Here is a 20,720-nt window from a genome sequence, read left to right as displayed (position 1 = left end):
GGTCCGGCATCTGGGGGACCGGCAGCTGAGCCTGTTAGAGGCAACCCCCATGGACGCTACCGACTTCTTCGCCGAGCAGAGGCTTGAACCTAATTCGCGTCGGCGTTACCTCCAGTTGCTAGACAAGGTACATCGCCATCTTCGCTCATGTGGATTGGAGCGGCAGGACCCGCTTCAGCTCGAATTCGCCAAGGAGCGCTCGCTCGAATTTCGGCTGCCGGCAGGGTTGGACGGAGCAGCGCAGGAAGCCTTGATTCGCACGCTCTGTGACATTGAAGGGTGGAAGGGGATGCGCGACCGGGCGATGGCCGCGCTTCTTCTTGGTGCCGGATTGCGGACGAATGAATTGGTTCACCTACCGGTGAATTCGTTGAGCGAGAGCCATAAAGTGCGAGTCGAGCCAATGGGCTTGCATCACGCGCACACGACGCTCGTGCTGCCGGAGGGGCCTTGGCGTAAATGGCTGCGTGAATGGCGCGTCGAGCGCGTCGGGCGGTCAATTCCTGGTTCACTGATGTGCCCTGCCACGCTTAAGGGAACGGCCTACTCTCCGTCAGGGCTGTTTCGGAGGGTATCAGGCTGGCTCGACGACGCCAACGTGGAAAGCCGACGTCAGGGTGCGGGAATCCTGCGCAATAGCTTCGCACGAACCGCACTGACTTGCGGTCGGTATACGCCGGAGGAGGTGCAAGAATTCCTCGGTCATCAGGTGCTCCGGACAACTGTGCGTCACAAGGCCACGGAAGCGTAGCGCGTTGGGCAGGCGTCCCGTCTTGCGAGGCAAACTCAGCGCCGTGTAGGGGCTTCACCACATGCTCAGTGACATCTGCACCGAAGAATCCATCGGTTCAACCACGGATTTCGTGGAAAGACCCCTGGCAGCCAGACAAAGGCTTTTGGCAGGAGCTGTGGCTGCAGTTCAGGGACATGCTCAAGACCGTGCTGGTTCCGGACGAGTCGTCTCCCGAGGCGGCTTACGCCGGATTGCTGACCAAGTCGATGTAGCCAAAACATGGAATCTGGCGAAGTCGGTGACGGTGGAGTGAGAGAGGCGGTTGACGATAACGCGGTTTGGCGATATGGATTAGAAGTCGTTACACAACAGCGAAACTTTCCCCAAAGAAGCTGTTACTCGACGGCAATCTTCTGATTTCGCTAGGTAAACGCTTCTAATCCTTTACCTGTTAATTTGCGCTGAATCCTGACCCAGGATTTGCATCGAATACTGACCCACCCTTTGATCCAGTTTTGGGGTTCAGGTTGGGTGTTTCGGGGTTCGTTTTCTCTCCTTTTCAGGCTGTGTCGTGCTGTTCCTGAAACGATAGCTATCGTTGCCGGTTTCTACAATGTGACAGTGGTGCGTGAGCCGGTCGAGCAGCGCCGTGGTCATCTTCGCGTCGCCGAAGACGTTAGCCCACTCAGAGAAGCTCAGGTTGGTTGTGATGACGACGCTCGTGCGCTCGTAGAGTTTGCTCAGCAGATGGAAGAGCAAGGCGCCACCGGTCTGGCTGAACGGCAGATAACCCAGTTCGTCGAGGATGACGAGGTCGGCGTACATCAGACGCACAGCCAGTTGCCCGGGCTTTCCAGTCAGCTTCTCCTGCTCAAGCGCATTGACGAGTTCAATGGTGGAGAAGAAGCGCACGCGGCTTCGATCATGTTCGATCGCCTGCACGCCAATCGCCGTCGCCAGATGCGTTTTGCCCGTGCCCGGTCCGCCGACCAGCACGACGTTGTGTGCCGATGTCATGAACTCACACCGGTGCAACTGACGCACGGTTGCCTCGTTGACATCGCTGCAACCGAAGTCAAAGCCGTTGAGATCCCGATACGCCGGGAAGCGGGCGACCTTCATCTGATAGGCCAGTGAACGTACCTCACGGGCCGCCATCTCCGCCTTGAGCAGACCTGCCAGAACTAGCGATGCCGACTTGTACGCGGGGGAATCCTGCGCGGCCAGCTCGCCAAGCGCCTGGGCCATGCCGTGCAGCTTCAGTGACTTGAGCATTTCCATCATGGCGTCAGGCTGCATGATGATCCTCCCGGCCTCTCAGGTCGTCATAACGGCCGACGTTGGCTTGCGGCTCGACGCGCAGGGCGAAGGCCTGGGGCGTCTGCAGCGGAGGCACGGGTGCCCCGTCAAGCAGCCGGCTCAGGAAGTTCATCACCGTTTGCTTCGAGGGCGCACCGGCCTCGAGTGCCAGTTCGACGGCGGTGAGCACGGCCTGTTCGTCGTGCAGCAGCACCAGCGCCAGTATCTCGACCATCTCCCGGTCGCCACCGGGGTGCTTCAGCAGGATTGTCTGCAGCTCCTTGAAGGCGGCAGGAAACTCGGCGAACGGCGCGCCGTTGCGCAACGCTCCCGGCTTGCGCTGCAGGACTGCGAGGTAATGACGCCAGTCGTAGATCGTTTCTCCGCGATCATGGCTGCGGTTGATACGCCGGACGTGCTCCGCGATAACCTGCCCCTCGGCGACGAAGACGAGCTGGGACGCGTAGACATGCAGACTGATGGGCCGGTTCGCAAATGCCGCCGGGACGCTATAACGGTTGCGGTCGAAACTCACCAGACACGTGGGCGAGACGAGTTTGGTGTGCTCGACAAAGCCGTCGAATGCCTGGCCGACCGGCATCAGATGGGGTCGCTCGACCGACCACGCGTCCCAGATCGTTGTGTCCTGCTCAGGGTGCTGCGTCTGCTGCCAGAGCAGGACGCACTGATCAGCCAGCCAGTCGTTCAGTGCAGGCAGCGAACCAAACGCCGGCACACGTTGCCACAGCCGGTGACGGCTATCCTGAACGTTCTTCTCGATCTGCCCCTTCTCCCAGCCTGAGGCCGGATTGCAGAACTCGGCGTCAAACAGATAGTGACTGACCATGGCGCTGAAGCGCGCGTTGACGTCCCGAAGCTTGCCACGACGCACCTTGTCGACAGCGGTCTTCATATTGTCGTAGATGCCCCGACGTGGAATACCACCCCACGCCACGAACGCGTGGTGATGGGCGTCGAACAGCATCTCGTGGGTTTGCAGCAGATAGGCACGCAGGAAGAACGCCCGGCTGTGGCTAAGCTTGAATTGCGCAACCTGCAGTTTGGTGCGCTCGCCGTTGATGACCGCCCAGTCCTCGCTCCAGTCGAACTGGAACGCTTCACCAAGAGCAAAGGTCAGCGGTACAAAGGTGCCACGTCCTGCGGTCCTTGCCTGCTCCTGCTGCTCCTGTCTCCAGCGGCGCGCGAAGGCGGCGACCCTGTCGTAGGACCCTGTGAAGCCAAGCACGGTGAGGTCAGCATGAATCTGCTTCAGGGTTCTGCGCTGTTTGCGTGGCCGGTTTGCTTCCGTCTTCAACCAGCCCGCCAGCTTCGCGGCGAATCCGTCGAGCTTGCTCGGACTCTGCCGTTCCGGATAGCTGGGAACTACGGTGCCCGCGCGTATATGGCGCCTGACCGTGTTTCTTGAAACGCCAAGCCGTTTGGCGATCTCGCGTAGCGAGACATGATCGCGATAGTGCCAGCGTCGAATGATGCTCAATATTGCCATGTCGATCACTCCGTTCTCCCGCTAGCTGCTCAGCGGGCCAGTGTGTTCTACGTGGGTCAATATTCGATGCAAATCACCGGGTCAGGTGGGTCAGAATTCAGTGCAAATCAACAAGGCTTCATGCACTTGGCGCCCTTCGATGGTAAATATTCCATCAACGGGACGGAGAACAAGCCCTTGCGGAACTTCACCAACCGGCCGCCACAGGGAACCTTCTTTCACTTGCCGCGAATATCCTGTCGTCAATTGGACCGTAATTGGCGCGGCAGCGCGGAAGCGCTCCTGTTGACGCGCTGCAGTGAATGACGACAACTCGGTGCTTTGGACCGATATGGCGGGCGCACAAGCGGAAAGGACTAAGACGGCAAGTGCCGAAGCCACAAAAGCATGGTTTTTGAACAAGGTGAGCGAGCCTCGGTGTCATCTCCAACCCACCTTATCGGCATCCTCCGACCGAACTTGAGAAAATCATGCCGTGTCGATGTCAATCGGATATCCGTCAGCGCTTCGGCCTGCTTAATGCGCTGATAGCAGGCTTACATAAAGGAAATCGATATTCTCGTAGGTCGAGGGGGACAACCAGGCGCGGCCGCCAGTGCCGCTGGCGACCGTGTAACCCCAAGTTGCCACACGCTGTACGGTGCCCCTGTCACCCGAAACGCCAGCCAGCAGCCCGATTTCAGTGAGCTGCTGCTCTTTGACCACGAGACGTTCTAGCCACCGCTCAAGATGGGGCTTCGCCGCTAGGGTGTCCGATTTGCTGCGATTACAAGCCGGATGAGCGATGACGAAGTTGTGAGCTCGGTCTCTTGGGTAAAGCGAGAAAGGAACGAAGTGGTCAACGTCTGCATCGACCAGCCCTTCTCCGCAGTAGAAGCACCGAGGACCATCCAGTTTTCGCAGGTTAGCGCTGATGATGGCGAGCGACTGACGAGAAGATGAGAACAGGAAATCTTCGAGGTCGTCGGCGTTGCCGAGAATTGGGTGGTTCCGGCGGTTCGCCTTGATGTGCGCTACCCACCGGGTTCGAGCCATCTGCTCCACGAGGGTGTAGAACCGGCGTAGACAGTAGCTGACGCCCGGCTTCAAAGTAACGCCGCCTCTTAAAGCCCGCTCATATAGGAACGGGTCCGTCACCCCGCCGAAATTTTGGAGATAGTTCAACGGCTGCGCCGATACTATGGCCGCAACCTTCGACAACAGAGGCGCGTAGCCAGGGAAGCTAGATGCCTGGAGCGCTGATGATGCTGAGGTGCTTGCTCGAAACTCCGCGATTGCGCTCAAAATCGCTGCCTGAACTCCAAGGTTCTGGACCAGGACGCCGGGTTCGCTGCCTGGCCGACCGGTTCCGTATGGAATCGCATGTTTCCAATAGAGGAAGATGAATCGCTCTGCAATTTGACGAGTGGTCAGCGTCAGTTGCGCGCCGTCGTCGGCTCCGTGCTCGACCGCCAATTCTGCGAACGAAATCAGAAGCGCGAACTTATACGTGGCTGTAAAGTCGCCCTCAGCGAACAGTCGTTGAAGCTTCGCGAGAAAAGCCAGTTGCGCTTCCGGGGATGGCGGCTGAGGGTTGAGACTCAATCTCGCTTGCTCCAATAGTCTGCCTTTGCCGGCAGTACCCATCGAATTCCACCGCGGGGGTCCGGCAAGTCGCCCTTGAACCGCGGTATCAGATGGATGTGCAAATGCGGCACAGTCTGCCCAGCAGCCGGGCCGTCGTTGATGCCAATGTTGAATCCGTCCGGCGCATAAGAGCGGACCGCCGAAGCCTTCGCATCATCGAGGAGCGCGAAAAGACAGTCACGCTCGTCTTTAGTCACTTCGAAGAATGAGCCAACATGGCGCTTTGGTATAACGAGGCTATGCCCGGGTGAAACCGGGTAGCCATCAAGTATCCAGAAAGCGTGCTCGTTATTGCCGACGATACGAGAACGGGAAATTTCACAGAAAGGACAGGTCATTGACGTCGCCGGTGAATATCGGACTCACGCATTCGGCTTCGTCGTCGCGGACGTCGACGACTCATCAGCCAATCGCTTGATTTCAGAACCCGCGTGCGCCCAGCGTCTGCGGCTGACCCTCGTCTCGCAGTCTGGCCAATCAAATCAACTCGACATCGCGTTCAAGCATTCTAGCAGTCGCGAATGAAGATGCTCTGAATGGAGCGCTGACGTCGTGAATCCGCTGAGGCTATGCCCCCGGACCTGTCGCCGTCGCGTACGGCGGTGACGACGATTGGCGAGCCCGCGAATGGCGCGAACGTCGCGAGTGGCGTGAACGTGAATGGCGTCGCCAGGAATGGCGTAAGCACGAGTGGCGCGAGCATCGTGATTGGCGCGGGAATTGAAACGACTCTGGAAAACGCCGCAACCGAGAAATCCAAACTCGGAGTACCTTTGAATGAAAGCTAGCCCGATAAGAATCGCCTGGATTGCAACGACGCTGGCCTTCGCAGCGGCAGGCACGGCAAATGCCGCAGGCTGCATCAAGGGTGCGGTCGTAGGCGAGGTCGCTGGGCATTACGCGGGTCACCGCGCTGTCGTTGGTGCGGTTGGTGGCTGCATCGTCGGCAGGCACCTTGCGAAGCAGCACGCCCAACAGCACGTCGCGGAACGTCAGACGGCACACCTGCAATAAAACGTCGTCGCCTTGGTGTGCCAAGTGGAACCCGAGAATCATTGGTCCACCGGGCACCTGACAACTCCGATTAGGTCGTCAACTCGGCACCAGACTCGACTGTGGCTACCGGAGCGGGCACGGCCACGCTCTTGCGCGGCGCTTTCTTGACTGCAGCCGGCACGGCGTTCTTTGCAACTGCTTTCTTAGCCGGCGCCTTTGCGTTCACTGCCTTGTTGGCGGTAGTTTTCTTCGCCGCCGGCTTCTTCGTCAGTGTGGCCTTTGTCGCCACGACCTTCTTGGTCGTTGCCTTCGGTTTACTCACAGCACCCGCATCCGCCGCCGCGCCGGTGCCATCAATCAGAAACTTCGAGCGGCCTTTAACCGATGCAAGCCACGCCGGCGCGCGACCACGACCAGACCACTTTGCTCCCGATTTTGGGTCGCGATACATCGCCGGCTGCTGGCCTTTCGGCTGGCCTTTGCCCGCAGTTGCACCGACCGACTTTGACGCCTTTTTGGCCGCAGTCTTTGCCTTGCTCGAAGGACCCGCCGTCGTCGCAACATTCGCTTCAGCGGCACCTGCAATCAGGAACCTATCCCGGTTTTTGGCCTCAGCAATCCAGGCCGGCGCGCGACCGCGACCAGACCACGTTGCTCCCGACTTTGGTTCACGATACATCGCCGGCTGCGGGCCGCGAACGTTGTTTCCAGCAGTCTTCACCTTGCGAGCAGAAACCGGCTTCGCCGTCGCCGCACTGCCATCAACTAAAAACTTATCGCGATTCTTGGTGTTTGCAATCCAACTCGGAGCGCGGCCATGTCCCGTCCAGGTCGCACCACTCTTTGGGTCGCGATACTTCACTGCAGCGTCAGTCCTTGTGCCGACAGTCTTCGATGCGGCCTTCTTCGTGCGCTGCTTGCCGCCAGCATGTCCATCAATATCCGCAGCCGTAAGGCCGTGTTCTGCCATCAGCTTCTGAATCTTCTCGACGACGCCCGATGACTGTTTTGCAATCAGAGCCTCGGCTTGCTGCTCAAGCTTTTTGATTTTTGCTTGCATGGATTCCAAAGTTGTCATTTTTTTCTCTCCCTTTGAGATGTCCGCACTATGCCATGCGTATGGGCCGTCCGCCAGTTGTTGTCGATTACGTCTTGTTGAGACATTGGTGGAAACGTACAAAAAGCAGAATGGTCTTCAAGAGTCGACGCGCGCAATGTCTGCAACTGGACGAGATAGTTTCGCGGGCGCTATGACTTCTGACGTATCCAAGTCGATGCTTTGCACGGTGCATTGCAGTCGTTGAAATCGCCATTCACGTCTGTCGCTCAAGAACCGCTACGTTGATGCCGTAATCAACGCTAGACGGTCGCTCAGTCCGGTAGAAAACAACAATTGAAATCGAGGATTTTGATGGCAACGATTAACGCGTACATCCCGCAACCCACACCGCTAATGTTCGAAACCGAAGAAGGGCAACGGATGGCCAGCGCTTGCATCGAGTACGGCGGGTGGAACCATAAGAACCAAACCCTGTCGCCAATCAGAGTGGCCGAGCTGTTGACAATGCCCCACAACCCCGCGCTTTATTGGGTGCTGGATAGCATGGCGGCGGCCGCAGAGACAGGGAGACTCGATGCAGAGCGCTACGTCGGACAGCTATTTGCAAGCAGGGGTGATGTACGCGCGTTTCGCCATGTCTTGCGAGAAGCTGGCGGCGACCGGTGGCTCAGCGACCGCCACCATTACGCTCTTCGGAAGCTAGGTAATGCTGAACTCGACGTGACGACTTACGTAGGAATCGCAGGCATCTTCGACCCAGCAGAATGAGCCAAGACTACCTGCTGAATAAGTGCACAATAAGATACGCCAGCTCCGACAATGACTGTATAAGTTGCGCCAAGGTGTCAGCTCCTCAAGTCTGTCTGCGTGAGTGTATCTGCGTCATCGTTGAGTCAGTTTGAGCTTAAGTCTCTCATACCCTGGGCCACTCATCAATTTCACATGCCGAAAAGTAAGCCGCGGGATGACCCACATGCTCCGCGAGCGGTCAGAGGTTACGGCGATAGAGTTTTCTTTTACGCGGTCCCGCAGCTAAGTCCCATCAGCTAGCGGGGCAACATTACCCGGTTAGGCCGCCAACCTGTGCTCATAAAACGGCCGGTCCCTGTCATCAAGTATTGCGTACATTGCCGCCAAGTCCGACGCGTCCGGGTTGAGCCAAGCGTCTATATTTTCCCGTTTAATAGGGATGATGCACCGGTCATGACCCGCTGCTGCGACCTCTGGTGGCGGCTCGTCCGTTATAGCTGCAAATGAGAGCAAGTCCGGTTCGCCCGGCGCCGACCAGCGTGACCACAAGCAAGCGACATGCATTAGCTCGCCGTTGCTCGGACGAAATTCCAGAACGATGTTTTCGTCTCGCTCATGAGTCTCGAGCAACGTTCCCTCGAACTTCGCTTTGCTGACATTCTCGTAAAACACGTCCACAAGCATCACGCCGTGCGTGTATCCGAACAGGGGCTTCCAAAAGCCTTCTAGATTATCTTTTCTCGCGTTGTATGTGCCTGGATATTTGATGTCGTAAACGGTCGGTTTGCCGGCAATGCGGCATTGGTAACGCATCGGCTTAACGACGCGCTGGCCATCTTCCATGACCATAACGGTGGCATAGTGCCCTGGGAAGATACGCGAGTCGCGCGGTTTGAGCTCAGTTCGCTGGATGTCATCAAGCTTGCCAAGGGTCCACGCGATTTTATCGGTGGCGATTCGCTGGCTCTCCGTGGCAGCCTTGGTCACTTTTGCCTGCAGTGACCGTTCGGCGTCCGCTAGCCGCTTACGCTGCCTAAACAGGTCCTGTTCAAGTTTGGTCGCCTGGCCAGCATTGAAACGGTCGATGAGCGCTTTGATTTCACGCTCGGCGTCAGTCTGCGGCTCGGCAAAAGAGTCTTCCACCGCCTTTGGTATCTTTGCCTTGCTGACGCCCTCCGCGCGCTCAAAAAACAAGCGCGCGAACTCGTCAATATCCATCACGGCACCGAATGTGCGCACGAATTTCCGGTAGTCAGCCTGAATTTGAGCCGAGTAGCACATAAATGCCTCCGTTTCGTCTTCCCATGATACGCATTATTCGAAACGACGCGAGCGCTACGGGCGTGCGGCTTCGACGAGATTTTGTGTGAACTTTGGCCAGCATCAGGCTGCCAAACTTCATGTGGCGGCTCGGACAATTGGGTATGACAAGCGTATTGCTGGTAGACGATGAGGAGGAGGCATTGGCTGCACGGAGCGCCAGTTGTGCCGCGGATGGATTTGAGGTTAGGAGCGCGCGCGACGGACAATCAGCATTGGCGATGTTCATCGAATTTCCTGCGGACATTGTGGTTGCCGACTGGCGTATGCCGGTGATGTCGGGAAGCGAACTCTGTCACCAACTGCGCACTCTTCCCGGACTAGCCGATGTTGTCTTCGTACTGGTTTCAGGAGAGCCGAGTCCACCCGCCTTCGTCAGCTACGACGGTTTCCTTCACAAGCCCGTAGATGGGCAAATTTTACTGGCTACAATGCGACGGCTGCTGATTGAGCACGCAACCCATCGAGAGCACGGGCGCGGCGGAACGAAATAATGGAGCGAACGTCTGCTTCTACGCATGAGGCGAGCCGAGCCGCGAATCCCGATGAGGCGCGGGTCTCGTCATAGTGCCGGGTCAACAAAAATTTCTGCTTGCTGTAATGAGCCCGCCAAGCAGATGCGACATATCAACAAGTCGCTGTGCGACGAGATGTCGAACCTCTCCCTGGCATTGCCATGTCCCATAGACGGCGAGCAAAGATGCACCAAGCGCCTCCTTGCGCTGTTTCTCGAGAAGGCTTGGCCAGACGATGACGTTCACGTTGCCCGTCTCGTCTTCGAGTGTCATGAACATGACCCCCTTGGCTGTACCGGGGCGTTGCCGAACAGTCACAAGTCCGCAGCCACGCGCGAGCCGTCCGTCACGATAAGTACGTAGCGTCGACGCTGGCATTAGCCGATTTGCGAGCAGTTGCGGCCGAAGCAGTTCCAGCGGATGGCGCCCCAACGTCAATCCGACTGACCGGTAGTCTGCGACGATGTCGCTAGCTTCCGTCGGCGCCCCTAACTCGGGCGTCTCATCCCGTACAGCTGCTACGGCAAGCATGTCCTTGTCAGGCACGGCGACGACCGACTCCCATAGGGCCTCGCGACGATTGCCTGCCAGCGAAGCGAGCGCGTTAGCGTCTGCAAGAACGTGGAGGTCCTTTCGGTCCAGTTGCGCTCTACGGGCCAGGTCAGCGACGGTATCGAACGGTCGCACGGCTCTCGCATTTTCAATCCGCTCTGCCGCGCCATCCTTCATGCCGCGCAGCAGCGACATGCCGAGCCGGACTGCTGGGCGGTCATTGTCGGGCGATGGCACCAGGACAGAATCCCCGCCACTGACAGCAACGTCAACTGGCAGCACCTTCACGCCGTGGCGCTGTGCGTCCTGCACAAGCTGTGATGGCGAATAGAATCCCATCGGCTGACTGTTGAGCATGGCAGCAAGGAATGCCTCGGGCTCATGGCACTTGAGCCAGCTACTCGCATACACCAGCAGCGCGAAACTGGCAGCATGGCTTTCAGGGAAACCGTACTCACCGAAGCCCTTGATTTGCTCGAAGATGCCTTCTGCGAAGGCTTGGTCATAGCCGCGCTCCTGCATTCCGTTGACGATGCGGTCATAGTATTTTTCGAGGCCACCTTTCCGTTTCCAGGCGGCCATTGCCCGTCTTAACTGGTCAGCCTCACCAGCTGTAAAGCCGGCAGCCAGGATGGCGACCTGCATGACCTGCTCCTGAAAAATAGGGACCCCGAGCGTCCGTCCAAGCGCCGTCTTCAGAGCTTCACTCGGATATGTCACGGGTTCGAAGCCCTGGCGGCGCTGAAGGTAAGGATGGACCGCACCACCTTGAATCGGCCCTGGCCTGACGATGGCTACTTCAATGACCAGGTCATAAAACGTCTTTGGCTTCATTCGAGGCAGCATGCTCATCTGTGCTCGCGACTCAATCTGAAATACACCGACTGTGTCCGCGGCGGAAATCATCTCGTACGTCTTCGAATCCTCCGGCGGAATGTCCTGCATTTCGAAGCGCTCGCCCCGCTGTTCCGACACGATGTCCAGCGCGCGGCGGATGGCAGACAGCATGCCGAGCGCGAGCACGTCGATTTTGAGCAGACCGAGCGCCTCGAGGTCGTCCTTGTCCCACTCGATGACGGACCGGTCCGCCATCGCCGCATTCTCGACAGGGACGAGCCGCGTGAGCTTCCCGCGACTGATAACGAAACCGCCAGAGTGCTGGGACAGGTGGCGCGGAAAGCCAAGGAGTTGGGAAGCGAGGCGCGCCCACGCCTGGATGAGCGGCTTCTCCGGGTCGAGCCCAGACTCAGCGAAACGCTTCAGAAGGTCCTGGCTTGTGTCGAACCAGTGATGGCTCTTTGCCACCACATCGACAATCTGTGGGTCTACGCCAAGCGCCTTGCCGGTCTCTCGAAGCGCACCCCGAGGACGGTAGGTCGAGACTGCAGCTGCAATTGCTGCGCGGTCGCGGCCGTACTTGCAATAGATGTACTGGATGACCTCTTCGCGACGCTGGTGTTCGAAGTCGACGTCGATGTCTGGAGGTTCACCGCGCTCCTTGCTGATGAACCGTTCAAACAGCATGTTGCCGCGCGCAGGGTCGACCTCGGTAATGCCGAGGCAATAGCAGACCGCCGAATTGGCGGCCGAGCCGCGCCCCTGGCAAAGGATGTGCTGGCTGCGCGCAAAGCGCACGATGTCGTACACAGTCAGAAAGTACGGTTCGTATTCGAGGTCGGCTATGAGCTCAAGCTCGTGCTCAATCTGCCCCTGTACGCTGTGCGGGATGCCAGATGGAAAGCGCCGCTGCGCGCCAATGTATGTTTCCTGCCGAAGATAGGCTTTCGGGGTGATGCCCGCGGGTACCAGTTCGTCCGGATATTCATAGCGCAGCTCGTCGAGCGAGAACGTGCAGCGGCTCGCGATTTCGACGGTCGCTGCGAGTGCTTCGGCTGGGTACAGATTCGCGAGCCGGAGCCGTGAACGCAGGTGCTGCTCGGCATTTGGCGCAAGTTCATAGCCACATTCGTGTACAGGCCTTCCGACCCGGATGGCGGTCATCGTGTCCTGCAATGGCTTGCGCGAGCGCACATGCATGACGACATGCCCCAGCGCCACCACGGGTACATCCAGGCTGCGCGCGATGAACTCGACCGAGCCACGGTGAATGTCATCCATGGCGCGTTGATGAAGCACCAACCCTACCCAGGCGCGGCCCGTAAATGTATCGTCCAGCCACTCGACCTGTGCAGCAAGGACATCCTCGTTGGCAGGGAAATCCGGCACGAGAATGGCAAGGCAATTCGGCATCCCGCGCAGGTGCCGATATTCCTTCTCGGGACGGGAGAGGTCCTGTGGCGTCAGGCGATATTCCCCCTTGGTTGCCCGGGTGCGAGCGAGCGTAATCAGTTCGGACAGGTTGCCGTATCCCTCGCGATTCTGAGCGAGCACGATAAGTCCGAATGCTGGCGAGCCATCGGCGTTGACCAGACGGAACCAGGAACCGACGATGAATGGAAGCTTCGCTTCCTTCGCGGCGACGTGCGCACGCACGACTCCAGCTAGCGAACATTCGTCGGTGACGGCCAATGCCGAATAGCCAAGCTGTGTCGCGCGCTCGGAGAGCTCTTCCGCATGAGAAGCGCCATGCAGGAAGCTAAAATTCGAGAGGCAGAAAAGCTCGGCGTACGCCGGCAGGACATTGAAGGTCGCGTCCATGATGCATCAGCCGAACAGGCCGTGGAGGAACCACCGCTGCTCTTCTTCCGCATCGCGGCTGCTAACGCGCTCGCGGTATATCCAGTAGCAACTCTGGTCGTCCGCCTGCGCAACGAAATAGTCGCGCGTCACCAGCTCACCATCAAACCAGCCGGCTTCGATGCGTTCGCCAGGTGACACCATCCGCAGTGGAGAACCATAGAAGGGACGATGCTGACGCATCAACAGCCGTACCGGGCTGTCCAGCATCCAGGTTGGTCGTGGAAGACCCAACGGAAGCGCTTCCTGCTTCGACTTATGCGTTACCGGCACCCAGCGGTTTGCAATTTCAGGGCGATGGTCTGCAGTCGGCGCTGGCCGAAGGACATTCTCTTCTCCGAGTCGCGCAACGAGTAACTCGAGAAGGCGTTCATGGTCTTCCTTTGAGCCGCCGGGCTCCGGGAAGAGCGTGTCGGAAGCTGGCACGGCAGACTCCACTTTTGACGCATCGAGTCGCAGCGCGATAACGGGTGCAGCCAGCTCAATCCGGTGCAACCGCTCCTTGAGTAGCCTGACGAGGTGCTCCTCCTTCCAGGTCGGCTCGCCCAGCGCAATGTCGATGGTTGTCGGCTCGATAGCGTCGCGCCCACGCTCATGTTCAAGCAGCAGCTTGATGGCCGTGACCGCTAATTGCTTGGCGCAAAGCCAGCCGCACAGTTGCACGATGAGTCGATGCGCACCGAACACTGCGCCGTCCGCATGCTCAAGCCGGTCCGGCATTTCGATACGTGCGGAGAAAGTGGGCGGCAGCTCGAGCCAGTCAAACAGTTCGGGCGCGGTGCCGAATGCACGGTCGAGCGAGTCGAGCAGATGTTCACCACATCGACGCTGCAGGCCGGCGCGTGGCAAACGCCTGATGTCAGCAATAGTCTCACAGCCGAGCCCCGAGAACCAATCTCCAAACGGGCGAACCTCGGGAACCGCCATCATCGGCAAAGCGGCCAGCCGTTTCTCGAGCGATGCCAGTTTGAGCACGCGTCGGTTCCCAAACTTTGCGAGTAGCCATCCGCCCTGGCCGGTGGGCGCAGCGCTGATACGCGCGGTCAGCCCGAGTGTCCCCAAGACTGACTTCGCTTCCCGGCACAATGCAAGCAGCCCACCAAAGAGTCGCAGACTCGCGCCGACTTCAACCACGACAGTCGCTTCGTCAAGCAAGGCGACCTCAGGTGAAAACCGCATCAGGGCGATGCCCACCTCCCGCCGTGCCGCGGCCTCCCTGGCCGCATCGCGCTCGTGCATCTCCGTTTCCGGAGACAGTGTCAGTACTCCACCGCGCTTCATCCCGAGGCGCACGCCGGCTGCGCGAGCCGCGTTGTCGGTAATGACCACTTTGTCTTTCTCCAGGACAGCACTTCCGTGCACGGGCTCAGATGACCACTTCGGTCGGAACACCTCGAGTGGCAACTTCGGCAAGTGGACGGCGAGAAAGACGCGCATGTCGGGAAAGCAGTACAGGAGTGGGTTGAAGAGGAATCGACAGAGGCTCTGCGCGGGCGGGCCCTCGTCGTTTCACAATGTGAACGGTCAGACCGTCGGCTGATGGTCTTAAAGCGAGCCGCAAAAGCGCGGGCGAAGAATCCTGAGCGGCGGCCAAAGGCCTGACCATCACGAAAAGCGTCTCGGATGATTGCGCAGCCAAATGGAGGCGTCGAAGCGATGAGGCCTGCGCGTATTGCGTCCAAAAGATGAGCGCGCTGCAACTGCCTGCCCGCAGAATCTGCTCCGCTGACCAGAGCGCATCTGCGGTCTTTTGCGCTTTCACCCGCAGCACCTGTTCAATGGGAAGTCCGATGTAGCTAAGTCCGAGTCCGTCTGGGGTATGCGGCGGCTGCACGAATGCAACGGGTCGATTGCCCGAGCCGCTGAGTGCCGGGCGCAGCAACCGCAATTCGCCCACCCCAGCTTGCTGGACCATCAGGTCGATGAGAGCTCCAACCGGCCAGCCCCCACCGGGAAGTTCAGCAGACAACGCGGGATAGCCGGTCTCAACGACCCGCCCACGGCCGCGCGCGAGCTGAGACGCACGCCACAGGGACGGATGTATCTCTTCGGCAGTAGCGCTAGCAGTAGACATGCGGCATCGAAAAAACCTGTATATTTATACAGTATCGTACACGCAATTCTGAGATAGTGAACTGACACTTTTCATCGGGAGCTGAATCGTGGATGCACGCGTTCGCAAGGTCAGCCATCCGATGCCGGAGGTGGCAACATTCATGTCAGCGATGCGTAATGCTTTCGGGGACGAGTGCGTCGATAATGCGGTCCGGCGCGGCAAAGTTGGTGAGCCGACGTTTTATGCGCGCGAGAATGGATGCACTGTTGGCACAGCAAGTCCGGCGAACGACAATGTCTGGCGCGTCAACGCCGACATACGAGACCGGCATTATTGTCCCGGGTGTGACGGCCGGTGCGTCGGCCAAGCAATTGGTTGCAAAGAGTGGCTGCAACGAACGGCCAGCAAGGAGAAACCGTGAAAAGGATTGGATTGGCGTTACTGGCAGCGACGATGGCGCCGACAGCGTTCGCAACTGGCGGATATTCGGAGATGTGGAATCCACCAGAGGCGCGCACGACCGCACCACACCGCGTCAGTGCCGCACACACGCTGGTAACTCGTCGGCATGTCGCGCCCCATGCAGTGAAAGTGCACGCACGCCGCGCACCGACATCTGCAACCAGGCTCATGGCGAAGCAACACCACATGCAAGAAGTCGTTCCAGCGAACGAGCCTGACATGTCGGACATTCCTCGCCAGATAACTCCCGAGGGAAATGTGCTTCGCGTGAGCTCGCGCGGAGCATCGGTAAAGGTTGGGCGCTGATGGAGTCGGAAAGCTATCGTGGCTACAACGTGTGGGGCCACGCCATCCTTCAGCAGGAAGACATTCTCCAGCCGGAGCGTTATGCGGGAAGCGGGACCATTACTAAGAGCGGTAAGCTAATCGAAGCATCGGGTGTCCTCGGTCATTTCGACAGTGAAGAGGACGCGCAACATGCTGGCTTGGATTGGGCCCGCGCCTGGGTCGACGCGCACGGCTGAGGCCACGGCCTGGTCAGCAAGCTTGCACTCACACTGCTGCATCAGCGGACCTTGTAGGTGCCATATGAGCGATACACGCAGCAATCACCGAATTTCCGGCCTGAGCATCATCACGCGTTCAAAAGGCGTCGTGCCGATGCTAGCAGCACCTCGATGGACACGGGCTTAAGGCAAAACCCATCCCATACTGCTGTGTCGCCGGGCCCCGCATGGTCAGCGCTTGTAAGAATCACAGGAATTCGCGCAAACTCTCGTTCTCGCTTCAGATGGTGGCAGAACTCAACGCCATCCATTATCGGCATCGACCGGTCTGTGATGATGAGGTCGGGCTTCTCTTCGTTAGCGGCAATAAGCCCCTCACGACCATTGCTAGCGGTCACGACTCGATAGCCTTCAAATTGAAGGATGCGTTTCCACGCAGTCACAATGGTGAGTTCGTCATCCACGACAAGAATGGTTTTCATCTTTGCTGGCTGTGAGTTTCTGGGAGGCGTCGGCATGGCATTCGTCAGGCATCCTGCCTGCTAACGGCCCGATAATCCACTTTCATCCTAGGCGAACCAAAGACCACAAGGTGAAACGGCAGGGCCTCTCGGGTAACCGTCTGTAAGTCGCCGTGGACCTCTCAAAAGCTTGGCCCGCACGGCAGGAGCCAGACTGCTGCATCGGAGGGCGCCTGACGTCAACCGCGTGGCCAGAAAGAAGCGTCTTCACCAAAGCGTCGAACATCTGCCGGTCTCTGGCTCGAGCATCGCGTTCAGCGAACGTCAGGACCCGCCGCGACAGCGTGACAGCATCGTCCTTCCGGTGGCTGACTCGGGCCTCGGACAGATGTATCACAACGCGCCGTCTCCCAGGTAGGATGCAATCAGAAAAACGAGGCCCATTCCCGTGGGACCTACTGAGCGAGAGAACAGCACAATGAACCCCACAGGCGCAGTGCCGTTTGGTTTCGGGCCGGCTGACGCGCTCATTCGCGCGTTTGCAGTCGGGTCGTTAATTGTGGCGACGTACGACCCGGAAGACGTGTTGCGTTATGCGAGCGTTGCGTTTAAGAGGGCGTTTAAACTCGACGCGGTCGAGGGAACGATGACGTTCGCCGACCTGATAATGCGAGGGGCGCGAAACGGTATCGGCCCGATAATAGATTGTGAGGACACCCGGGTATTTATTGCTGAAACACAACGGCGACGACGTGGTCAGCCGGGGCAGCGTTTCTTCACGACAGACATGGTTGATGGCAGCTGGTACTGGATGACCGAAACGCTGCTGGATGACGGGTGGCTTGTCCTCGTGGGCAGTGAGATTTCCCCTCTTAAGGAGAATGAGCGCTCGTTAGCCCATGCTCATGAGCGAGCCCTGCACGAAGCAAGAACAGATGCGTTGACTGGGCTGCCAAACCGTAGACAGGTCCTCGACTATCTCGACACAGCGATTGTGAGGCTGCCGGCTCCGGAAACGCCAAGTGCAATCGCACTCTTTGACCTGGACCGGTTCAAAAACATCAACGACGAGCACGGACACCTTGCGGGAGATGCGGTCCTCTGCGATTTTGCCTCCCTGGCCCGAAACCTGGTCCGACGCTCCGACGTTATTGGGCGAATCGGAGGCGAGGAATTCCTGCTGGTGATGCCTGGGACAACGGCAGCAGAGGCACTGCGGGTGGTCGAACGAATGCGCCATGCGGCGCTGAGCCGGATTGTCCTAAGCGTTGCCGGAAAAGAGGTGCGATATTCCGTATCGGCCGGCATTACGCAGATGTCTCGCGAGGACAGGCTGGACGAGACGTTCTGTCGCGCCGACCGCGCGCTCTACAAAGCTAAACGCCTCGGCCGAAATCAGGTTTCAGTAGAGCTATAGTCCAAGCCTGGCCGGTGTTCTGTATGCGCGTTCCCCGACACGGTGTTCACAAGGCCATCCGCCGTCAGAGCGTCAGTAATACCCGCCGCATTGGATGCTCCACCGGAGATGCGGGCGTGACTGGCGAGTCGGAGGATGGGAAACACTCGCTTTCAGGCGTTTGCCCTTTTCTTTCCGGCCCTGTGTGAGAACACGCTTAAAAATGTCGCATTGCCGCCTTTCTGTTTCGTAGAATCGATGAGCGAACCGGCAGAACATGCATCCGGCGTGGCCCTTAAAACCAGGATATGGGTCGCAAACGGCTATGATTGTTGTTGAGCCCGTCGAATCCGGACTGGCGGCTCGCCGGGGTGGAACGTATTCCTGAAAACCCTTTCACAGCTTATGACCATCCCGAAGCCGGACAGCATCCGCGAGACCCATCGCCAGTCGCTCATAACTTCTGCGCTGTATTCGAGGCCAAGTCGGCATCCGGATTATGAGGCAGAGGCAAAGGTGTTGGGCGAACTCGCCCATGCACTGGCCACGTCGGACACAGAAATGCTTGATACGCTTGCCCGCGAAGCTGCGCGGCTGTGTCGCGCAGACAGCGCAGGCATCAGCGTACTTGAGTCGCCGCCCGACCGGCCTGCCAGCTTCCGGTGGGCGGCTCTCGCGGGGCGGGCAGTGCCTCTTCTCAACACTCACCGGCCCTTCGACGACAGCCTGTGCGGCGTTACGCTGGCATTGGGCAAACCGGAGCTATTCGGAACGCCCCAGCGCTTCTTCCCGTCCATCGAGATGCTGTCCCCGCCCGTGGTCGAGGCGTTGCTCGTGCCAATTCCTGTCCGGGACGACGCCTGGGGCGCCATCTGGGTGATGTCGCAACGTCCTGAAGTTCGCTTCGATGCCGAGGACCTGCGATTGCTCACCAGCCTCGCAGATTTCACGGGCGCGACGATGCATGTGGCGCGCATGAAGGCGCTAGCCGAAAGTCGGGCCATACAGGCCGAAACTGCCCAGTCCGCCCTGCGCGAAGCGGAGACGCGTAAGGACGAATTCATAGCGACACTAAGCCACGAGTTGCGCAGCCCAATTTCCCCCATCGACAGCGCCATCAAATCTCTGGGACGTCTGGAGCTCCAATCGCAACAGGCGGGGCAGGCGCTGGATATTGCCGAACGCCAGCTTCACAGGTTGCGGCGCCTTGTCGATGACCTGTTCGACGCGTCCAGAATCCGGCAGGGGAAGGTCGCGGTCAGACCAGAGAACAGCCTCCTGGCAGACATTCTGAATGATGCAGTTGCCGCTGTCCGGCCGCAAATGGAGGCGCGCAAGCACACGCTTCATGTCACCGCGCCGTCTGAGGCGGTCCTGATTTATGTCGATGCCGGCCGTATTACCCAGGTGCTTGTCAACGTATTGAGCAACGCCGCGAAGTACTCACCGGATGGCAGCCAAATAGCTTTGACTGCGGCTGTAGACGTTCCGTTGGACCCCTCCGGGACGCCGACTGAGCCTACCTTGGTGATGACCGTCGCCGACGAAGGCTATGGCATATCCCCGCCAGCGTTGCCTCACATCTTTGACATGTTCACCCAGCGCGGTAGCCACTCCCCTTCGACGGAAGCCGGTCTCGGAATCGGGCTAGCCCTGGTGAAATATCTGGTAGAGGCGCACGGCGGTACCGTCGCGGTCCAAAGCGACGAGTCGTCCTCCGGAACAACGGTGACCATTCGTCTGCCGTTGCCGCGCGGGCCTGAACTGTCAGGTACGCAGCCTCGTGCGACTGCGCCTTGCGCGCCCTGCCGCGTACTCGTGGTGGATGACGACAAGGACACGGTGGAGTCACTCGCGCTCCTGCTCGGTCTGGACGGCCACATCGTCCGCACCGCAACCAGTGCGCCTGAGGCACTCAGCGCTCTGGACGACTTCACTCCTGACGTCGCGTTCATCGACGTGAATATGCCTGACATGGATGGCTTTTCTTTGGCGGCAGAGCTACGAACGCGGCCAGCGCTTAAACATCTGAAGCTCGTCGCATTCACGGGAGACACGTCGGAGAGCGACCGCGTGGCAGCGCTTTCAGCTGGCTTTGACCGTCACATGGCGAAACCTGTCGATATGCATGCACTTACTTCAATCCTTGCATCCGTAGGGGAAACGCCCCGCTGACGAAACGGAATTTCGGCTCGCTCTGCCCCAGATATGGTGTCATCTCGATTCCCCGCTTGAGCTGCCGGTCAGGTGCCTAAGTACCGCAACAAGCCTTCCCTCGGGTACAGCGTTTGCGGCAGAGATAATAATGATGTGACGCGTGGCATGCCATGTCTACCGTCCTCCTTGTAGACGATGACCTTGAAAACCGATGGGCTCTACAACTGGCCCTGGAAAGCGGCGGCCATCACGTGGTGCTTGCCGAAAATGGATGCGACGCGTTGCGGAAGGCAGCCCGTAATATTCCACAACTCGTTATCACTGACTGGCAAATGCCTGAAATGGACGGCGCAGAGCTATGCCGCCGTCTCAAATGTCAGCCGTCCCTCGCAGGGATACCGGTCGTCATGTTGTCCGCAATGCTTGAACCACCGGATGAACCGCGTGGCTGGGCTGCTTTCCTTCGCAAGCCGGCTCCTATCGACCTGTTGATGCATATAGTTGATTTGTTCATTGCACAACGGCTGACTACAAAGCGTACTGAAGCTGCTCGTGAAGAGCGCTGCACGTCTCGTTGGCGCCCCGTCGATTCTCGTTGTTGGCCCTGACTTTCGCGAGCATAGGAGT

At 58.9% G+C, this 20,720-nt stretch carries 19 protein-coding genes; 8 read left to right on the top strand and 11 right to left on the bottom strand.

Going from position 1 to position 20,720, the window contains the following annotated elements; genetic code table 11:
- Nucleotides 1-49 precede the first annotated feature (49 nt).
- Nucleotides 50-751: a tyrosine-type recombinase/integrase gene (locus P0D84_RS42795; protein ID WP_408348767.1), complete on the top strand. Its 702-nt coding sequence runs from the start codon at nt 50-52 to the stop codon at nt 749-751.
- A 504-nt stretch (nt 752-1,255) separates the two neighbouring features.
- Here the strand turns inward: P0D84_RS42795 and istB are convergent.
- From istB to P0D84_RS42770, 5 genes are all read right to left on the bottom strand, one after another.
- Nucleotides 1,256-2,032, bottom strand: a complete 777-nt coding sequence (istB, locus tag P0D84_RS42790; protein ID WP_035546074.1) for an IS21-like element helper ATPase IstB — start codon at nt 2,030-2,032, stop codon at nt 1,256-1,258.
- The gene (gene istA / locus P0D84_RS42785; protein ID WP_408348764.1) at nt 2,022-3,539 is read right to left on the bottom strand and encodes an IS21 family transposase; all 1,518 of its coding nucleotides are present in this window, start codon (nt 3,537-3,539) and stop codon (nt 2,022-2,024) included. The genes istB and istA overlap by 11 nt, the downstream gene beginning before the upstream one ends.
- A gap of 90 nt (nt 3,540-3,629) precedes the next feature.
- Nucleotides 3,630-3,941 carry a hypothetical protein gene (locus P0D84_RS42780; protein WP_408348761.1) on the bottom strand — a complete coding sequence of 104 codons (312 nt, stop codon included), beginning with the start codon at nt 3,939-3,941 and terminating at the stop codon, nt 3,630-3,632.
- A 114-nt stretch (nt 3,942-4,055) separates the two neighbouring features.
- Entirely contained in the window at nt 4,056-5,123 is a 1,068-nt protein-coding gene (locus tag P0D84_RS42775; RefSeq protein WP_408348758.1) for an HNH endonuclease, read from the bottom strand.
- Nucleotides 5,120-5,503, bottom strand: a complete 384-nt coding sequence (locus P0D84_RS42770) for an HIT family protein (RefSeq protein ID WP_408348755.1) — start codon at nt 5,501-5,503, stop codon at nt 5,120-5,122. The genes P0D84_RS42775 and P0D84_RS42770 overlap by 4 nt, the downstream gene beginning before the upstream one ends.
- Nucleotides 5,504-5,942: 439 nt before the next feature.
- Between P0D84_RS42770 and P0D84_RS42765 the strand changes: the two genes are divergently transcribed.
- Nucleotides 5,943-6,179: a hypothetical protein gene (locus tag P0D84_RS42765; RefSeq protein ID WP_408348752.1), complete on the top strand. Its 237-nt coding sequence runs from the start codon at nt 5,943-5,945 to the stop codon at nt 6,177-6,179.
- A gap of 70 nt (nt 6,180-6,249) precedes the next feature.
- Here the strand turns inward: P0D84_RS42765 and P0D84_RS42760 are convergent, their stop codons facing one another.
- Nucleotides 6,250-7,239: an H-NS family nucleoid-associated regulatory protein gene (locus P0D84_RS42760; RefSeq protein WP_408348749.1), complete on the bottom strand. Its 990-nt coding sequence runs from the start codon at nt 7,237-7,239 to the stop codon at nt 6,250-6,252.
- Between the two features lie 333 nt (nt 7,240-7,572).
- On the opposite strand from P0D84_RS42760, the gene P0D84_RS42755 reads away from it, so the two are divergent.
- Nucleotides 7,573-7,989, top strand: coding sequence for a hypothetical protein (locus tag P0D84_RS42755; RefSeq protein WP_408348746.1), 417 nt, complete (start codon nt 7,573-7,575; stop codon nt 7,987-7,989).
- A gap of 300 nt (nt 7,990-8,289) precedes the next feature.
- Here P0D84_RS42755 and P0D84_RS42750 read toward each other — a convergent pair whose 3' ends face one another.
- Nucleotides 8,290-9,252, bottom strand: a complete 963-nt coding sequence (locus tag P0D84_RS42750; protein ID WP_408348739.1) for an SOS response-associated peptidase family protein — start codon at nt 9,250-9,252, stop codon at nt 8,290-8,292.
- Nucleotides 9,253-9,395: 143 nt separating this feature from the next.
- Here P0D84_RS42750 and P0D84_RS42745 point away from each other — a divergent pair, with 143 nt between their 5' ends.
- Nucleotides 9,396-9,785 carry a response regulator gene (locus P0D84_RS42745; protein WP_408348736.1) on the top strand — a complete coding sequence of 130 codons (390 nt, stop codon included), beginning with the start codon at nt 9,396-9,398 and terminating at the stop codon, nt 9,783-9,785.
- Nucleotides 9,786-9,866: 81 nt separating this feature from the next.
- On the opposite strand, the gene P0D84_RS42740 is transcribed toward P0D84_RS42745, so the two are convergent.
- The 3 genes from P0D84_RS42740 to imuA are packed head-to-tail and all read right to left on the bottom strand — an operon-like array spanning nt 9,867 to nt 15,129.
- A complete protein-coding gene (locus P0D84_RS42740; RefSeq protein WP_408348733.1) occupies nt 9,867-13,016 on the bottom strand; it encodes an error-prone DNA polymerase in 3,150 nt (1,049 codons plus the stop codon).
- A gap of 6 nt (nt 13,017-13,022) precedes the next feature.
- Nucleotides 13,023-14,492 carry a Y-family DNA polymerase gene (locus P0D84_RS42735; RefSeq protein ID WP_408348730.1) on the bottom strand — a complete coding sequence of 490 codons (1,470 nt, stop codon included), beginning with the start codon at nt 14,490-14,492 and terminating at the stop codon, nt 13,023-13,025.
- Entirely contained in the window at nt 14,422-15,129 is a 708-nt protein-coding gene (imuA, locus tag P0D84_RS42730) for a translesion DNA synthesis-associated protein ImuA (RefSeq protein WP_408333083.1), read from the bottom strand. The genes P0D84_RS42735 and imuA overlap by 71 nt, the downstream gene beginning before the upstream one ends.
- Nucleotides 15,130-15,878: 749 nt before the next feature.
- Here imuA and P0D84_RS42725 point away from each other — a divergent pair.
- On the top strand, nt 15,879-16,097 hold the full coding sequence (locus P0D84_RS42725) for a hypothetical protein (RefSeq protein WP_408333080.1): 219 nt from the start codon (nt 15,879-15,881) through the stop codon (nt 16,095-16,097).
- Nucleotides 16,098-16,207: 110 nt separating this feature from the next.
- On the opposite strand, the gene P0D84_RS42720 is transcribed toward P0D84_RS42725, so the two are convergent.
- A complete protein-coding gene (locus P0D84_RS42720; protein ID WP_408333077.1) occupies nt 16,208-16,561 on the bottom strand; it encodes a response regulator in 354 nt (117 codons plus the stop codon).
- Nucleotides 16,562-17,018: 457 nt separating this feature from the next.
- Here P0D84_RS42720 and P0D84_RS42715 point away from each other — a divergent pair, with 457 nt between their 5' ends.
- From P0D84_RS42715 to P0D84_RS42705, 3 genes are all read left to right on the top strand, one after another.
- Nucleotides 17,019-17,957: a GGDEF domain-containing protein gene (locus tag P0D84_RS42715; protein WP_408348727.1), complete on the top strand. Its 939-nt coding sequence runs from the start codon at nt 17,019-17,021 to the stop codon at nt 17,955-17,957.
- 384 nt (nt 17,958-18,341) lie between these two features.
- Nucleotides 18,342-20,111: a hybrid sensor histidine kinase/response regulator gene (locus P0D84_RS42710; RefSeq protein ID WP_408348724.1), complete on the top strand. Its 1,770-nt coding sequence runs from the start codon at nt 18,342-18,344 to the stop codon at nt 20,109-20,111.
- Between the two features lie 152 nt (nt 20,112-20,263).
- Entirely contained in the window at nt 20,264-20,701 is a 438-nt protein-coding gene (locus P0D84_RS42705; protein WP_408348721.1) for a response regulator, read from the top strand.
- Nucleotides 20,702-20,720: the final 19 nt, after the last annotated feature.

The organism is Paraburkholderia sp. RL17-337-BIB-A (assembly GCF_046025895.1).
Taxonomy (GTDB): Bacteria; Pseudomonadota; Gammaproteobacteria; order Burkholderiales; family Burkholderiaceae; genus Paraburkholderia; species Paraburkholderia fungorum_C.
Note: the sequence above shows the minus strand (reverse complement) of the source record. Positions and strands in the feature narration are given on the sequence as shown.

Excerpts from the sequence above, each read along its gene's own strand:
- P0D84_RS42795 (WP_408348767.1), top strand. The coding sequence starts at position 50 with ATGGACGCTACCGACTTCTTCGCCGAGCAGAGGCTTGAACCTAATTCG.
- istB (WP_035546074.1), bottom strand. The coding sequence starts at position 2,032 with ATGCAGCCTGACGCCATGATGGAAATGCTCAAGTCACTGAAGCTGCAC.
- istA (WP_408348764.1), bottom strand. The coding sequence starts at position 3,539 with ATGGCAATATTGAGCATCATTCGACGCTGGCACTATCGCGATCATGTC.
- P0D84_RS42770 (WP_408348755.1), bottom strand. The coding sequence starts at position 5,503 with ATGACCTGTCCTTTCTGTGAAATTTCCCGTTCTCGTATCGTCGGCAAT.
- P0D84_RS42765 (WP_408348752.1), top strand. The coding sequence starts at position 5,943 with ATGAAAGCTAGCCCGATAAGAATCGCCTGGATTGCAACGACGCTGGCC.
- P0D84_RS42760 (WP_408348749.1), bottom strand. The coding sequence starts at position 7,239 with ATGACAACTTTGGAATCCATGCAAGCAAAAATCAAAAAGCTTGAGCAG.
- P0D84_RS42755 (WP_408348746.1), top strand. The coding sequence starts at position 7,573 with ATGGCAACGATTAACGCGTACATCCCGCAACCCACACCGCTAATGTTC.
- P0D84_RS42750 (WP_408348739.1), bottom strand. The coding sequence starts at position 9,252 with ATGTGCTACTCGGCTCAAATTCAGGCTGACTACCGGAAATTCGTGCGC.
- P0D84_RS42745 (WP_408348736.1), top strand. The coding sequence starts at position 9,396 with ATGACAAGCGTATTGCTGGTAGACGATGAGGAGGAGGCATTGGCTGCA.
- P0D84_RS42740 (WP_408348733.1), bottom strand. The coding sequence starts at position 13,016 with ATGGACGCGACCTTCAATGTCCTGCCGGCGTACGCCGAGCTTTTCTGC.
- P0D84_RS42735 (WP_408348730.1), bottom strand. The coding sequence starts at position 14,492 with ATGCGCGTCTTTCTCGCCGTCCACTTGCCGAAGTTGCCACTCGAGGTG.
- imuA (WP_408333083.1), bottom strand. The coding sequence starts at position 15,129 with ATGTCTACTGCTAGCGCTACTGCCGAAGAGATACATCCGTCCCTGTGG.
- P0D84_RS42725 (WP_408333080.1), top strand. The coding sequence starts at position 15,879 with ATGGAGTCGGAAAGCTATCGTGGCTACAACGTGTGGGGCCACGCCATC.
- P0D84_RS42720 (WP_408333077.1), bottom strand. The coding sequence starts at position 16,561 with ATGAAAACCATTCTTGTCGTGGATGACGAACTCACCATTGTGACTGCG.
- P0D84_RS42715 (WP_408348727.1), top strand. The coding sequence starts at position 17,019 with ATGAACCCCACAGGCGCAGTGCCGTTTGGTTTCGGGCCGGCTGACGCG.
- P0D84_RS42710 (WP_408348724.1), top strand. The coding sequence starts at position 18,342 with ATGACCATCCCGAAGCCGGACAGCATCCGCGAGACCCATCGCCAGTCG.
- P0D84_RS42705 (WP_408348721.1), top strand. The coding sequence starts at position 20,264 with ATGTCTACCGTCCTCCTTGTAGACGATGACCTTGAAAACCGATGGGCT.